The sequence below is a fragment of the Georgenia satyanarayanai genome (assembly GCF_900116375.1).
GTDB lineage: Bacteria > Actinomycetota > Actinomycetes > Actinomycetales > Actinomycetaceae > Oceanitalea > Oceanitalea nanhaiensis.
The window spans coordinates 839741-853477 of sequence record NZ_UETB01000001.1 but is presented as its reverse complement, the minus strand read 5'-3'; the positions used below and the strand labels follow the sequence as shown (position 1 = coordinate 853477).

The following is a 13737-nucleotide window of genomic DNA, read 5'->3' as shown; positions in this document are numbered from 1 at the left end:
TCGCCTGCCCTCGGGCGCCGGGAGCGCCGTAGGAACACGTCAGTGCTCGGCGGGGAGGGGCGGCGGAAAGTGCGCTCTCGGCGGCAAGTGCGCTCTCGGCGGAAAGTGCGCTCTCGGCGGCAAGTGCGCTCTCGGCGGAAAGTGCGCTCTCGGCGGAAAGTGCGCTCTCGGCGGAAAGTGCGCTCTCGGCGGCAAGTGCGCTCTCGGCGGAAAGTGCGCTGTCGGCGGAAAGTGCGCTGTCGGCGGGTTGGAGGCGCGGCGCTCGGCGAGAAGGGGGGCGCCGGGGAGGGGGAGGGTGTCTCCAGCAAGTACGGTGGGCACCGTGACTCGCGTGGACCCGGCCGAGCGGCTGCTCGACCTCCTCATCGCGCTCCGGCACGCCCCGGGCCGGCTGACCAAGGCGGACATCCGCGCGTCCGTCAACGGCTACCACGACGCCGCGAACGACGTCGCCTTCGAGCGGATGTTCGAGCGCGACAAGGACCTCCTGCGCCACCTCGGCGTGCCGATCGTCACCGACGTCGACCCGGTCCACGAGGACGCCGTCGGCTACCGGCTCGACACGGCCGGCTACTCCCTGCCCGAGGTGACCTTCACCGCCGCGGAGATCGGTGTGCTGTCCCTGGCCGCCACGGTCTGGCAGGACGCCCACCTCCACGGCTCGGCGCACCGCGGCCTCACCAAGCTGCGCGCCGTCGCCGCCGGCGCGGACCCCGACGCCCACATCGGTGTCGCCCTGCGCGTGCAGGCCGCCGAGACGGCCCTCGGCCCGCTCCTCGACGCGATCGGCGCCCGGCAGGCCGTCTCCTTCACCTACCGGGCCGCCTCGACCGGCGAGGAGACGGCCCGCCGCGTGCAGCCGTGGCGCCTCGTGAGCCGCGACCGCGGCTGGTACCTCATCGGCTACGACGCCGACCGCGACGCCCCGCGCGTCTTCCGCCTCTCCCGCGTCGTCGGCACGGTCCGAGCCACGGGACCGACCGGTGCCCACGAGGTGCCCGAGCACGACGCGCAGGCCATCCTCGCCGGCAGCGGCGGAGGCCGCGTGCACGCCGTCCTCGCGGTCCTCCCCGAGCGCGGTGCCGCCCTGCGCGCCCGCGCCGTCGAGGAGCGGGGGGAGCGGGACGGGCGCGACGTCGTCGTCGTCGAGACCGACGACGAGCTCTCCCTCGCGGCGGAGATCGCCGCCTACGGACCGGCCGTCCTCGTCATCGAGCCGCCCGCGCTGCGCGAGGCGGTCCTCGCCCGCCTGCGCGCCGTCGCCGCCCTGGGGGAGGCCGCACGTGCCTGAGACCACCGGTGAGCGCCTCACCCGGCTGCTCGCCCTCATCGCCTACCTCGGGGAGAACCCCGGGGTGCCCGTCGCCGAGGTCGCCGCCCACTTCGCGGTGAGCGAGCGGCAGGTCCTCGCCGACGTCAACCTCCTGTGGGTCACGGGCACGCCCGGCTACCTGCCCGACGACCTCATCGACTTCGCCGCCGACGAGTACGACCGCCAGGTCCTCACCCTGACGAACCCGCGCGGCATGGACCGCCCGCTGCGCCTGGGTGCCCACGAGGCCCTGGCCCTGCTCGTCGCCCTGCGTCCGCTGGAGGCGCTGAGCGCCGACGGCGGCATCGACGACGACGTCCTGCGCAGCACCACCGCCAAGCTCACCGCCGCCGCCGGGGAGGCGGCCCGTGCCGCGCAGGCCGTGGACGTCCACGTGAGCGACGCGAGCGCCGCCCTCGCCCCCGTCCGTCAGGCCCTCGCGGCCGGCCGCCGGCTCCACCTGCGGTACGTCTCGGCCGCCGACGTCGTCACCGAGCGCGACGTCGACCCCCTCGAGCTCGTCTGGGACGGCAGCCGCTGGTACCTGCGCGCCTGGTGCCACCGCGTGGACGGGCTGCGCCACTTCCGCCTCGACCGCGTCCTGGCCGCCGAGGTCCTCGCCACCGCCGCCGTCCACGCGCCCGAGGCCACCGGCCGGACCACCGAGCCGGAGCTCGACGACGACGACCTCCTCGCCGAGCTCGAGCTCGCCCCCCGGGCACGGTGGCTGGCCGAGCGGGTGCCCGTCGTCGACCACGAGGACCTGCCCGACGGCGGGATGCGGGTGCGCCTGCGGGTGGCAGACCCGGCGTGGCTGGCGAACGTCGTCCTCGGCCTCGGCGCCGAGGTGCGCGCCGTGACGCCGCCCGAGCTGGCCGCCGCCGTCGCCCAGCAGGCCGCCGAGGCACTCGCCGCCTACGACGACATATCCTCGGGCTCATGACCTGGTGGCTCTGGCTCCTCCTCGTGCTCGCGGCGCTGGCCCTGTACGCCGTCATCGGCCTGGGCCTGTGGCGGCGGGGCAAGACGCTGCTCGCGGAGCTGCGCGGGCTCGAGCAGGTGAGCGAGCGGCTGGCGGCGGTGACCGGCACCGAGCCGCCGGCGCCGATCGTCCCGGCCTACCTCGCGCCGCCCGCGGAGGTCGCCGACGCCCGCCACCGGCGTGAGGACAACCTGCGCGCCCGCCGCGAGCGACGCGCCGCCCGCGCCGCCCGGGCGATGGCCCGGTGGCGGCGGGTCGGACTGCGCTGAGCCCGCGGCGTAGACTCGAAGTCCCAGGACCCGACGCGAAGGCACGTCATGCGACCCCCCTCTCTGCTGCAGATCCTCATCATCGTCCTCATCATCGTGCTGCTCTTCGGCGCGAAGCGGCTCCCGGACGTGGCGAGCAGCATCGGCAAGTCCCTCAAGATCTTCAAGAAGGAGGTCACCGAGCTGCGTGAGGACGACTCCACGCCGCCGCCCTCCGGCCCCGCGTCCGGCGGCCCGACCTCCCCGAGCGCCACGCCCAACCCCACGACGGCCCCGCCGTCCGCGGACGACCCCGGCACCACACCACCGGGCGGGACGGGCCGCTAGCACCCGCCGCAGGACGAGGACTCCGTGGCGCTGAGGACGGGGCACGCCCGCAACCCCGAGGGCCGCATGCGGCTGGTCGAGCACCTGCGTGAGCTGCGCCGCCGTGTGCTGCTCGCCCTGGCGGGGATCGTCGTCATGGCCGTCGTCAGCTGGTTCTTCTACGAGCCCGTCTTCGACGCCATCCAGGCGCCCGTCCGAGCGGTCGACGACTCCGGGCTGTCAGCGGCGCTGAACTTCACCAGCCCCGCCGCCGCCTTCGACATGCAGGTCCGGGTCTCGCTGTGGCTCGCCGTGTTCCTCGCCAGCCCGTGGTGGCTCTACCAGCTGTGGGCCTACGTCGCCCCTGGCCTCACGCGCAGCGAGAAGCGCCGCAGCATGCTCTTCGTCGTCGCGGGGGTGCCGCTCTTCCTCGCCGGTGCGGTCCTCGCCTGGATGGTCCTGCCCAACGCGATCCGGGTGCTCACCCAGTTCACCCCCGAGGGCGCGCTCAACTACATGCCCGCGACGGACTACGTGCGCTTCGTCATGCGGGTGGTCCTCGCCTTCGCCATCGCCTTCCTCGTCCCGCTCGTCATGGTGCTGCTCAACGCGATCGGGCTGGTGTCGGCACGTGCGCTGCTCGGGGGGTGGCGCTGGGCGGTGCTCCTCGTCTTCGTCTTCGCCGGCATCGCCAGCCCCACCCCGGACCCCTGGACGATGATCGCGCTGGCCGTGCCCATGTGCGCCCTCTACTTCGGGGCCGTGGGCATCGCGGCGCTCCACGACCGCCGGGCCGAACGCCGCCGTGCCGCCCACGAGGCCGAGCTCCTCGAGCCCGACGCGTGAGGCGGCGTGTCGGTGTCGTCTGCAACCCCACGGCGGGGCGCGGCCGGGCCGCCCGGGCCCGCAGCGAGGTCCTCACCGGTCTGAGCGAGGCCGGCCACACGCCTCTCGACCTCACCGGCCGCGACTACGACGACGCGCTCTCCCGGGCCCGGGCCGCCCTCGCCGAGGGGCTGGACGCGGTCGTCGTCGTCGGCGGGGACGGGATGGTCAACCTCGGGGCGAACGTCCTCGCCGGGACGGGCGTGCCGCTCGGCATCGTCGCCGTCGGCAGCGGCAACGACATCGCCGGCGCCCTGGACCTGCCCGTCCACGACATCCCCGCGGCCCTCGCCGTCCTGCGCCGCGCCCTCACCGCCGACGACGGCGTGCGGCAGGTCGACGCCGTCGCCGTCAGCACCCCTGGGGAGCCGACCAGCCGCTGGTACGTGAGCTCGCTGTGCGCGGGCCTGGACGCCGCGGTCGGGCACCACGCCTCACGGCTGCGCTGGCCCGGGAACGGCGGGCGGTACGTCCGCGCGATCTTCGCCGAACTGTCCGCCTTCCGCCCCTACGGCTTCCGGATCACCGCCGACGGCGAGACGTGGGAGCAGGACGCCACCCTCGTCACCGTCTCCAACACCCCGCTCTTCGGCGGCGGGATGCGGGTGGCGCCGGGCGCCGTGCCCGACGACGGCCTGCTCGACCTCGTCACCGCCCGCGGGCTGTCGCGTGCCGCCGTCGTGCGGCTCTTCCCGCTCCTGTTCTCCGGGCGGCACGTCGACCACCCCGCCGTGAGCGTGCGACGGGCGCGCAGCGTGCGGGTCGAGCCGTTCACCGCGCTGGGCGCCAACCCGCCGGTGGCGATCGTCGACGGCGAGCCGCTCACCGCGCTGCCCCTCCAGTGCGACGTGCACCCGCGTGCACTGTCGGTGCTGACGCATACAGTCGAGGGGTGAGCCCACGACGCAAGCGTCGCCCCGAGACCACGGTCGAGGCGGCTGACACCTCCACCGAGCCCAGCCCCGCCGAGCGGTACGCCGCCGCCCGCAGGCGGGCCCGCGCCGAGCGCAGCGAGCTCGCCGCCTTCGCCGCCGGCATCGGCTTCCAGCTCGACGACTTCCAGCGGGAGGCCTGCGAGCAGCTCGAGGAGGGACGCAGCGTCCTCGTCGCGGCGCCCACGGGCGCCGGCAAGACGGTCGTGGGGGAGTTCGCCGTCCACCTCGGGCTGCGCACCGGCCGCAAGACCTTCTACACCACGCCCATCAAGGCCCTGAGCAACCAGAAGTACCTCGACCTCGTCGCCGCGCACGGGGAGGGCAAGGTCGGCCTGCTCACCGGTGACACGACGATCAACGGGGAGGCCGACGTCGTCGTCATGACCACCGAGGTGCTGCGCAACATGCTCTACGCGGGCTCGCCCACCCTGGTGGACCTCGGCTACGTCGTCATGGACGAGGTCCACTACCTCGCCGACCGCTTCCGCGGCCCGGTGTGGGAGGAGGTCATCCTCCACCTCGCCGACGACGTCCTCCTCGTCTCGCTGTCGGCCACGGTCTCCAACGCCGAGGAGTTCGGCGACTGGCTCAGCATGGTGCGCGGGGACACCGCCGTCGTCGTGTCCGAGCACCGGCCCGTGCCGCTGTGGCAGCACGTCATGGTCCGCGACCGCGTCCTCGACCTCTACAGCGCCCGCGTGGACCCCACCGACCCCGGCCCGAACCCGCCGATCAACCCCGAGCTCCTCGAGGCGGTGCGGCGCGCCGCCCGCACCGGCTCCGCACCGCCCGGTCGCCGGCGCGACCCGAGGGGCGGGCGGGGCCGTCCACCCGCCCGGATGGGGCACGTGCGCCCCGCGCCGCGCCCGGTCGTGGTCGAGCGGCTCGACGAGGCGGGGCTGCTGCCCGCCATCGTCTTCGTCTTCTCCCGCGCGGGCTGCGAGGCGGCCGTCGAGCAGACCCTGCGCTCGCGCGTCCGGCTGACGAACGCCGCCGAGGCCCGCGCCATCGCCCAGGTCGTCGAGGAGCGCTGTGCGGCGCTGCCGCCGGAGGACCTCGCGGTCGTGGGCTACCACGCGTGGTCGCAGGCGCTGCAGCGAGGCGTGGCGGCCCACCACGCCGGCCTGCTGCCGGTGTTCAAGGAGACCGTCGAGGCGCTCTTCGCGGCTGGGCTGGTCAAGGTCGTGTACGCGACGGAGACGCTGGCGCTGGGGATCAACATGCCGGCGCGCTCGGTGGTCCTCGAGCGGCTGGACAAGTGGAACGGCACCGCCCACGCCGCTCTCACGCCGGGGGAGTACACCCAGCTCACCGGGCGTGCCGGTCGCCGTGGCATCGACATCGAGGGCCACGCCATCGTGCTGTACGGCGAGGACGTCGACCCCGGCGGGCTGGCCGGCCTCGCCTCGCGCCGCACCTACCCGCTGCGCTCGAGCTTCCACCCCACCTACAACATGGCCGTCAACCTCCTCGGCACGCTCGCCTACCCGCAGGCGCGGGAGACCCTCGAGGGCTCCTTCGCCCAGTTCCAGGCGGACCGCGGCGTCGTGGGGCTGGCCCGCCAGGCGCGGCGCAACGAGGAGGCCCTGGCCGGGTACGCCACCGCGATGACGTGCCACCTCGGGGACTTCACCGAGTACGCACGCCTGCGCCGGCAGATCACCGAGCTGGAGAAGGACCGGTCACGCGAACGGTCCCGGGCCGCGCAGCGTGCCGTCCACGCCTCCCTCGCGGCCGTGCGGCGCGGGGACGTCCTCGAGTACCGCCGCGGGCGGCGCACCCTGTGGGCACTCGTGCTGGACGTCGACGCCGACCGCCTCGACTCCCCGGTGGTCCGCGTCCTCACCCCCGAGCCACGCGTGCGGACCCTCACGAGCACCGAGCTGCCCCACGGGGCCACGACCGTGGCCACCGTGCCGGTGCCCAAGCACGCCAACCTCCGGGACGCCGGTCAGCGCCGGGACCTGGCCGCCCGGCTGCGCAGCGCCGTCCAGGCCGCGCCGCCCGCTGCTCCCGTCGCGCGGGCCGGCGAGGCGGGCGCCGACATCGGTGAGGAGATCGACGAGCTGCGCCGCCGGCTGCGGGCCCACCCCTGCCACGGGTGCAGCGACCGCGAGGAGCACGCCCGGTGGGCGAACCGCTGGGCCTCGCTCGACGCCGAGCACCAGCGCCTGCTCCAGCGCATCGAGACCCGGACCTCGTCCATCGCCCGCGACTTCGACAAGGTCTGCGCACTTCTCACAGAGCTCGGCTACCTCGAGCCCGACGGCGCCGGCGGCATGGTCGTCACCGACAACGGCCGCTGGCTCGCGCGCCTGTACGCGGAGAAGGACCTCGTCCTGGCCGAGTGCCTGCGCCGCGGCCTGTGGGCGGGCCTCGACGCCGCCCAGCTCGCCGCCGTGGTGTCCACCGTCGTCTACAGCGCCCGCAACGACGCCCTCAGTGCGCCCACCGGCGCCGGGGGCGGGGCGCTGGGGGACGCCGTGCGCCAGACCGTGCGTGTCTCGGACGAGCTCGCCGAGCGGGAGTCCCAGCACGGGGTGCCGTCCTCGGAGCCGGTCGACGCCGGGATCGTGTCCATCGTCCACGCGTGGGCCAAGGGCGCGCCGCTCGACTCGGTCCTGGACGGCACCGAGATCGGGGCCGGGGACTTCGTGCGGTGGTGCAAGCAGATCCTCGACGTCCTCGACCAGCTCGCCACCGCCGCACCCGACGCCGAGGGACGCCGCACCGCCCGGCGCGCCATCGAGCTCGTGCGACGCGGCGTCGTCGCGTGGTCCAGCGTCTGAGACGAATCGGGGCCGACCGGGCCGGGCGCCCGTGAGACATCCCACGACACGCCGCGACACGCCGGTCACGGCGAGATCACGGAGCCTGCCGAGCACCGGTGCTGACCTGCGTGCATGCCCCTGACCTGCGCGTTCGCGGGCTTGATGCCGGGGTCGCCGGGCGCTAGTTTCGTCTCTCGTACCGCCCGCCCGGACCGGCGGCCATGGAGCCGACCGGGACGCGCGCCGCGGCGGACAGTGGCCAGGCCCGCGTGTTCAGTAGATAACGACAGCTGCCCCCGCAGCGTCGGTCCGAAGGACACGCGGGTCGGTCACGTCCGCCCCTCCCGGCAGGTCGTCACCGGGGTCAGGACCGCTCTCGCGGGCACCTATCCTTGTCGGGTGCCCCTGCCTTCCCGTCGAGTCGCCGTGCTCCTCAGCGTCCTCGGGGCCCTGGCGACGGACGCGGCCTTCCCCGGGCGTTCCTGGTGGCCCCTCGCCCCGGTCGGGGTGGCCCTGCTCCTCCTCGCGCTGCGGGGGGCCACGGTGCCGCGCGCCCTCGCCTACGGCTGGATCTGGGGAGCGGTCTTCTTCCTCATCCACCTGTGGTGGGCCGAGGAGGCCGCCGGCGCGGCGCCGTGGGTGCTGCTCGGCGTGGCCGAGGCCCTCTTCGTCGCCGTCTTCGCCGCCGGGTGGGTGCTCGCGGCCCGCTGGGGACCGGTCGTCCGGCACCCGTCGCTCGGCGTCGTCGTCGTCGCGTGCCTGTGGGCCGCGACCGAGGCCGCGCGAGGGCTCGTGCCCTTCGGGGGCATGCCGTGGGGCAAGCTCGCCTTCTCCCAGACCAACGGACCGCTGCTGCGCCTGGCCTCCCTCGGCGGGGAGCCGCTCGTGTCCGGTGCCGTCGTAGTTCTCGGCGCGCTGGTCGCCCTGGCCCTGAGCCACCTGCGCCGTGCCCGGGTCGGACGCGCCAGTGGCGCGCTCGTCGTGGCCGCCGCGGTCGTCGCCGTCGGTCTCGTCGTGCCCGTCGACACGCGCGCCGAGAGCGGCACGCTGCGCGTGGGCGCGGTCCAGGGCAACGTCCCGGGCCCAGGCCTGGACGCCTTCGCCGTGCGCCGCGACGTCCTCGAGCGGCACGTCACCGGCACCGAGGCGCTCCTGGAGGACGTGGAGCCGGGAGAGCTCGACGTCGTGCTGTGGCCCGAGAACTCCACCGACATCGACCCGCGCGAGGACGCCGAGGCCGGCCGCCTCGTCGACCGTGCGGCCGCCGCCGTCGAGGCACCGATCCTCGTCGGCGGGCAGCGCTACGGGGAGGACTACCGGTACAACGAGGCGATCCTGTGGGAGCCCGGCGAGGGCCAGGTGGACGTCTACGCCAAGCAGCACCCCGCCCCGTTCGCCGAGTACATCCCGCTGCGCGACCTCGCGCGGAAGGTGACCGACGCCGTCGACCTCGTGTCCATCGACATGCTGCCCGGCGACGAGGTCGGGATCATCGAGCTGGACAGCCCGCGGCTGGAGCGGGTGGTCGACCTCGCCGTCGGGATCTGCTTCGAGGTGGCCTACGCCGGTCTCATGCGCGACGCGGTCCTGGCCGGCGGCGAGCTCATCGTCGTCCCCACCAACAACGCCTCCTTCGGCTACACCCAGGAGTCGACCCAGCAGCTGGCGATGTCGGTCTTCCGCGCCGTGGAGCACGGCCGGGCGACCGTCCAGATCTCCACCGTGGGTGTCAGCGGGGTCATCTCGCCCAACGGGGTCGTCACCCAGTCCTCCGGCCTGTTCACCGCCGACCGCTTCGTGGCCGACCTGCCGCTGCGCACCTCGCTCACGGTCGCCGACCGGCTGGGGGTGTGGCCCACGCTCGTGGCTGCCGCCGTCGCCGCACTCGCGGCCGTGGCCGGCGTCGTCGCCACCGTCCGGTCCCGTCGCCTGAGGAGGGCCGCGTGAGGACGCTCGTCATCATCCCCACCTACAACGAGCGGGAGTCGCTCCCCGGTGCGCTCGAGCGCACCCGGCAGGCCGTCCCGGACGCGGACGTCCTCGTGGCGGACGACAACAGCCCCGACGGCACCGGTGCCGTCGCCGACGCCGCGGCGGCCCGCGACGACCAGGTCCACGTCCTGCACCGGCCGGGCAAGCAGGGACTGGGACGGGCGTACGTCGCCGGTTTCCAGTGGGCGCTAGAGCGCGGCTACGAGCTCGTCGTCGAGATGGACGCCGACGGTTCGCACCGGCCCGAGCAGCTGCCGGACCTCCTCGCCCGCGCTCAGCGGCCGGACGCGCCCGAGCTCGTCATCGGCTCACGGTGGGTGCCCGGGGGAGCGGTCGTCAACTGGCCCCGCCACCGCGAGCTCCTCTCACGGGGGGCCAACACCTACGTGCGGCTCGCGCTGGGACTGCCGGTGCGGGACGCGACCGCGGGCTTCCGGGTCTTCCGCGCCGACGTGCTCGCTGCACTCCCTCTGGAGGAGATCGAGTCGCAGGGCTACTGCTTCCAGGTGGACATGACCTGGCGGGTCCACCGCGCCGGCGGGCGCGTGGCGGAGGTGCCGATCAGCTTCGTCGAGCGCGCGGAGGGCGTGTCGAAGATGAGCCGGTCGATCATCACCGAGGCCCTGGTCCGCACGACGGTGTGGGGACTGTCCCACCGCACCCGCCAGCTCGCCGGGCTCCTCGGACGCCGCTGACGCCTCCGGACGTGCGAGAAGGCCCGCAGGTTGGGCCTGCGGGCCTTCTCGAGGTTCGGGTGTGTCAGGCGCTGCGGCGACGCAGCTGACCGCTGCGCAGCAGCTCCAGCCGCTCGGTGAGCAGCTCCTCGAGCTCGGGGACGGTGCGACGCTCGAGCAGCATGTCCCAGTGGGTACGCGGCTTCTTGACGGGCTTGGTGGGCTCGGGGCGGGTGGCGTCGCGCAGGAGCGCCTCCTCACCGCAGCGGCACTCCCACAGGGCCGGCATCTCCGCGTCGGCCGCGAACGGCAGCACGATGGTGTGGCCGTTGGGGCACTCGTAGTGGGCCTCGGTGCGGTCCGCGTACTGGACGCCGACCTCGCTCTCCAGGCTCTTCGCGCCGATCCCGACTCCGCGCAGTGATCGATCTGCCATGACGCGTCTCCTCTCGGGCGCGTGCGAGACGCGCCGGTGTGAAAGCTTCTACTGGGCCCAACGAACGATGGTGTCGAGTTGTTCCACGGTCGTGGTGAAAGTCCTGTGAAGGTCCCGCAGACCTTTGCCGGGTAGGGTCCCGGTGTGACCGAGATGACGTATCGCCAGCTGGGTTCCAGCGGCCTCGTGGTGTCCGCTGTAGGCCTGGGGTGCAACAGTTTCGGAGCGACCTTACCGCCGGACGAGGTTCCGCGCGTGGTGAGCGCTGCCATTGAGGCCGGTATCACCCTGTTCGACACGGCCGACGTCTACGGCGGGGAGCCGGGCCAGGGCGAGGAGCTCCTGGGCGCTGCTCTGGAGGGCCGCCGGGACGACGTCGTCATCGCGACGAAGTTCGGCATGGACACCCGGGGGCTCAACGGCGAGGACCACGGGGTGCGCGGCTCGCGCCGCTACATCCGCCGGGCCGTCGAGGGCTCGCTGCGCCGGCTGCGCACCGACCACATCGACCTCTACCAACTGCACCGCATGGACCCCGTCACGCCGCTGGAGGAGACCCTCGGCGCCCTCGACGAGCTCGTGCGTGAGGGCAAGGTGCTCTACACCGGCTGCTCGCAGGTGACCGGCTGGCAGCTGGTCGACGCCGACTGGACGGCGCGCACGGCCGGCCTGACCCCGTTCATCTCGGTCCAGAACGACTACTCCCTGCTCTCACGCGGGATCGAGGCCGAGGTGGTCCCGGCGGCCGCGCACGTGGGCGCCGGCATCCTCCCGTACTGGCCCCTCGCCTCCGGCCTCCTCACCGGCAAGTACCGGCGCGGTGAGCACGCCCCCGCAGGCAGTCGCCTGGAGAAGCGTCCGGAGCGCCTGGAGGACGCCGACTTCGGTCGCATCGAGGCCCTGGAGGCGGTCGCCGAGCACGCCGGTGTCTCCCTCCTCACGCTCGCCATGGGCGGACTTTCCGCCCAGCCCGGCGTCGCGAGCGTCATCGCCGGCGCCCGTACCTCGGAGCAGGTGGCGCAGAACGTCGCGGCGGGCCTCTGGGAGCCTGACGCCGACGTGCTCGTCGCGATCGACGAGGCGGCCCCGGGCCCGACCTCCGCCTGAGCCGGCTCACTCCCGGGCAGCGGGTCATCGCGGCACCGTCGCGTGCAGCAACCGGGCCCGGTGTGCGCCGACGGCGACGATCCCGAGCACGGGGAGGTGACACTCTCCAGCGGCGTCGAGCAGCGCGCGCGTCCAGGCGACCTCGCGCGCGCCGCGGTCCCCACCGTCCGGTGAGGCGATCGCCGCGACGACGGCGCACCCGGGCGAGAGACCGTCCAGCTCTGCACCCATGTGGTCGAGGAGGTGCCGCGCGTCCCGTGGCGGGCGCTGCGGCAGGTCGAGCAGCTCGGCGGCGCCCCTGGTGGTCCATCCGTCGGGGCCGACGGCGATGAGCCAGACGGTGAAGAAGTACTCGCTACTGAAGGCTCGAGCGAACCCCACGGCACAGGCGACCACGTCCTCGTCGCTGAGCACGAGCATCGGCTGCGCCGGCCAGGCGTTCTCGTCGCCGTCCAGCGGGCCGTAGCGGGGTCCCTCCTCGAGGACGGGTCGGCCCCAGGCGTCCGTGGTCTCGCACACTGCGTCGTCGGTCGTCATGCCTGCACCGTGCCAGTAGCGAGGGGCTCACGTCCGCCGCCCCGGTGCAGCCTGTGGACGGCGCCGCGCCCTTGCTGACCTGTTGACATCTCCCGCAGTGGTCCACAGCGCGCCTCCCGGCACGTGCTGTCCACGGACGACCAGGGTGCGTCCCCGCTGCGGGTCCGGCTGACGGCACCCTCGGTGGAGGAGGGGAGCCACCATGGAGGAGATCGGGCACAACGCCGTCAGCCTTGTCGGCCGGGTGAGCGGGGAGGTCGTGGAGCGGGAGCTGCCGAGCGGTGACCGCCTCACGACCTTCCGGCTCGTCGTCCCACGCTCGGACGGCGACGAGGGACGCGCCCGCGTCGACACGATCGACGTCGCCTGCTGGAGCGGCCGCACGCGTCGGGTCGCCGGACGGGTGGGGGAGGGGACCGTCGTCGCCGTCGAGGGCGCGCTGCGGCGCCGCTTCTTCGCCACGGGCGGCGCACGAGGCTCACGTTACGAGGTGAAGGCCCAGCGGCTGCGTCGCCTCCCCGGGTCCTGACCGTGCCCCGGTGGACGCGCGGCCGGCGGAAGGAGGGCGGACCCTCGTGTCGGCCGCCCCCTCGACCACCTCAGCTCCGGCGACCGACGAGGCGTCCCCGCCGGTGCGCGACCACGAGGAGCCCCGCGGTGACGACGGAGCACAGGAGGATGGCGACGACGCTCGCCTCAGGGCCGAAGCTCCCACCTGTGAGCCAGGCCGGGCCCGAGGTTCCGGCGGTGACCAGGGCGCCTTGTGCCTCCGCGCCGGAGGTGACGGTGCCGAAGACCGCAACGAGCGTGACGTTCCAGCCGAGGTGGAGCCCGATCGGTAGCCAGAGCGAGCGCGTGGCGACGTAGGCGGCGCCGAGCATGAGGCCCGCCTCGACCGCGATCGCGGTGGCGCCCCAGAGGGAGGCGCTGGGGTTGACCAGGTGCACGAGGCCGAAGAGGGCTCCGGAGCCGGCGAGGGCGAGCCACGTGCCCCACCGCGGCTCGAGCAGGCGGAGGACCACGCCGCGGAACACGACCTCCTCGGCGACCGCGACGGCGCACATCATCCCGATGACCGTGAGCGCGCCGGTCACCGAGCCCCAGCCGGTGACCTGGTACCCGCCGAGGAGCGCGAGCACGCCGATCGTCGTCGTGGCCAGGAGGAGCCCGCCCACGAGTCCGGTGAGGACGCGTCGGGCAGCGCCTCGCGGCGCGACCTCCAGGACGGGCCGCCGTTCGATCCGGCCGACGAGCAACCGGTACAGCCACAGCATGAGCACCGCCAGGAGCGGGCCCGACAGCAGCGCGACGACGGGGTTGCCGAGCGCCGCGGCGATCGAGCTCGTCACCACCATCCCCGCCACGAGCGCGACCACCAGCGCCGCGGTCCGCACCCAGCCCGTCGACCAGACTCCGGTCCGCCCCGGATCGGCCGTGGGGCCGGTGGTCCGGGGGCCGGGCGGTGGCGGTGGCGTGACATCGAGGGTCCTGCTCATCGTGCGTCCTCTCGTTCGGTATGGGATCGAGAACG

14 protein-coding genes are annotated in these 13737 nt (G+C 74.3%); 11 read left to right on the top strand and 3 right to left on the bottom strand.

Annotation, left to right across the window (positions count from 1 at the left end; translation table 11 throughout):
- Positions 1 to 322: 322 nt before the first annotated feature.
- From DSZ44_RS03840 to DSZ44_RS03800, 9 genes are all read left to right on the top strand, one after another.
- On the top strand, positions 323 to 1291 hold the full coding sequence (locus DSZ44_RS03840; protein ID WP_258369195.1) for a helix-turn-helix transcriptional regulator: 969 nt from the start codon (positions 323 to 325) through the stop codon (positions 1289 to 1291).
- Positions 1284 to 2255 (top strand): helix-turn-helix transcriptional regulator, encoded by a 972-nt coding sequence (locus DSZ44_RS03835; protein WP_110851213.1) that lies wholly within the window; start codon positions 1284 to 1286, stop codon positions 2253 to 2255. Before DSZ44_RS03840 ends, DSZ44_RS03835 begins: the two co-directional genes overlap by 8 nt.
- Positions 2252 to 2563, top strand: a complete 312-nt coding sequence (locus DSZ44_RS03830; protein ID WP_110851212.1) for a hypothetical protein — start codon at positions 2252 to 2254, stop codon at positions 2561 to 2563. The genes DSZ44_RS03835 and DSZ44_RS03830 overlap by 4 nt, the downstream gene beginning before the upstream one ends.
- A gap of 48 nt (positions 2564 to 2611) precedes the next feature.
- Entirely contained in the window at positions 2612 to 2890 is a 279-nt protein-coding gene (tatA, locus tag DSZ44_RS03825) for a twin-arginine translocase TatA/TatE family subunit (protein ID WP_110851211.1), read from the top strand.
- Positions 2891 to 2914: 24 nt separating this feature from the next.
- Positions 2915 to 3715, top strand: a complete 801-nt coding sequence (gene tatC / locus DSZ44_RS03820; RefSeq protein WP_258369193.1) for a twin-arginine translocase subunit TatC — start codon at positions 2915 to 2917, stop codon at positions 3713 to 3715.
- Positions 3712 to 4650: a diacylglycerol/lipid kinase family protein gene (locus DSZ44_RS03815; protein WP_110851210.1), complete on the top strand. Its 939-nt coding sequence runs from the start codon at positions 3712 to 3714 to the stop codon at positions 4648 to 4650. The genes tatC and DSZ44_RS03815 overlap by 4 nt, the downstream gene beginning before the upstream one ends.
- Complete coding sequence (locus tag DSZ44_RS03810; protein WP_110851209.1) at positions 4647 to 7478, top strand: DEAD/DEAH box helicase; 2832 nt, start codon at positions 4647 to 4649, stop codon at positions 7476 to 7478. The genes DSZ44_RS03815 and DSZ44_RS03810 overlap by 4 nt, the downstream gene beginning before the upstream one ends.
- Positions 7479 to 7859: 381 nt before the next feature.
- Entirely contained in the window at positions 7860 to 9407 is a 1548-nt protein-coding gene (gene lnt / locus DSZ44_RS03805) for an apolipoprotein N-acyltransferase (protein WP_110851208.1), read from the top strand.
- Positions 9404 to 10147 (top strand): polyprenol monophosphomannose synthase, encoded by a 744-nt coding sequence (locus DSZ44_RS03800; RefSeq protein ID WP_110851207.1) that lies wholly within the window; start codon positions 9404 to 9406, stop codon positions 10145 to 10147. The genes lnt and DSZ44_RS03800 overlap by 4 nt, the downstream gene beginning before the upstream one ends.
- Before the next feature lie 64 nt (positions 10148 to 10211).
- Here the strand turns inward: DSZ44_RS03800 and DSZ44_RS03795 are convergent, their stop codons facing one another.
- The gene (locus DSZ44_RS03795; RefSeq protein WP_110851206.1) at positions 10212 to 10562 is read right to left on the bottom strand and encodes an RNA polymerase-binding protein RbpA; all 351 of its coding nucleotides are present in this window, start codon (positions 10560 to 10562) and stop codon (positions 10212 to 10214) included.
- Positions 10563 to 10715: 153 nt separating this feature from the next.
- Between DSZ44_RS03795 and DSZ44_RS03790 the strand changes: the two genes are divergently transcribed.
- Entirely contained in the window at positions 10716 to 11669 is a 954-nt protein-coding gene (locus DSZ44_RS03790; protein WP_110851351.1) for an aldo/keto reductase, read from the top strand.
- A gap of 24 nt (positions 11670 to 11693) precedes the next feature.
- Here DSZ44_RS03790 and DSZ44_RS03785 read toward each other — a convergent pair whose 3' ends face one another.
- Complete coding sequence (locus tag DSZ44_RS03785) at positions 11694 to 12206, bottom strand: hypothetical protein (protein WP_110851205.1); 513 nt, start codon at positions 12204 to 12206, stop codon at positions 11694 to 11696.
- A 202-nt stretch (positions 12207 to 12408) separates the two neighbouring features.
- On the opposite strand from DSZ44_RS03785, the gene DSZ44_RS03780 reads away from it, so the two are divergent.
- Positions 12409 to 12735 carry a single-stranded DNA-binding protein gene (locus tag DSZ44_RS03780; RefSeq protein WP_110851204.1) on the top strand — a complete coding sequence of 109 codons (327 nt, stop codon included), beginning with the start codon at positions 12409 to 12411 and terminating at the stop codon, positions 12733 to 12735.
- Between the two features lie 70 nt (positions 12736 to 12805).
- On the opposite strand, the gene DSZ44_RS03775 is transcribed toward DSZ44_RS03780, so the two are convergent.
- Positions 12806 to 13702 (bottom strand): CPBP family intramembrane glutamic endopeptidase, encoded by an 897-nt coding sequence (locus DSZ44_RS03775; protein ID WP_220035073.1) that lies wholly within the window; start codon positions 13700 to 13702, stop codon positions 12806 to 12808.
- Positions 13703 to 13737: the final 35 nt, after the last annotated feature.

Coding starts and splice junctions, on each gene's coding strand:
- DSZ44_RS03830 (WP_110851212.1), top strand. CDS start 2,252: ATGACCTGGTGGCTCTGGCTCCTCCTCGTGCTCGCGGCGCTGGCCCTG.
- tatA (WP_110851211.1), top strand. CDS start 2,612: ATGCGACCCCCCTCTCTGCTGCAGATCCTCATCATCGTCCTCATCATC.
- DSZ44_RS03795 (WP_110851206.1), bottom strand. CDS start 10,562: ATGGCAGATCGATCACTGCGCGGAGTCGGGATCGGCGCGAAGAGCCTG.
- DSZ44_RS03790 (WP_110851351.1), top strand. CDS start 10,716: ATGACGTATCGCCAGCTGGGTTCCAGCGGCCTCGTGGTGTCCGCTGTA.
- DSZ44_RS03785 (WP_110851205.1), bottom strand. CDS start 12,206: ATGACGACCGACGACGCAGTGTGCGAGACCACGGACGCCTGGGGCCGA.
- DSZ44_RS03780 (WP_110851204.1), top strand. CDS start 12,409: ATGGAGGAGATCGGGCACAACGCCGTCAGCCTTGTCGGCCGGGTGAGC.
- DSZ44_RS03775 (WP_220035073.1), bottom strand. CDS start 13,702: ATGAGCAGGACCCTCGATGTCACGCCACCGCCACCGCCCGGCCCCCGG.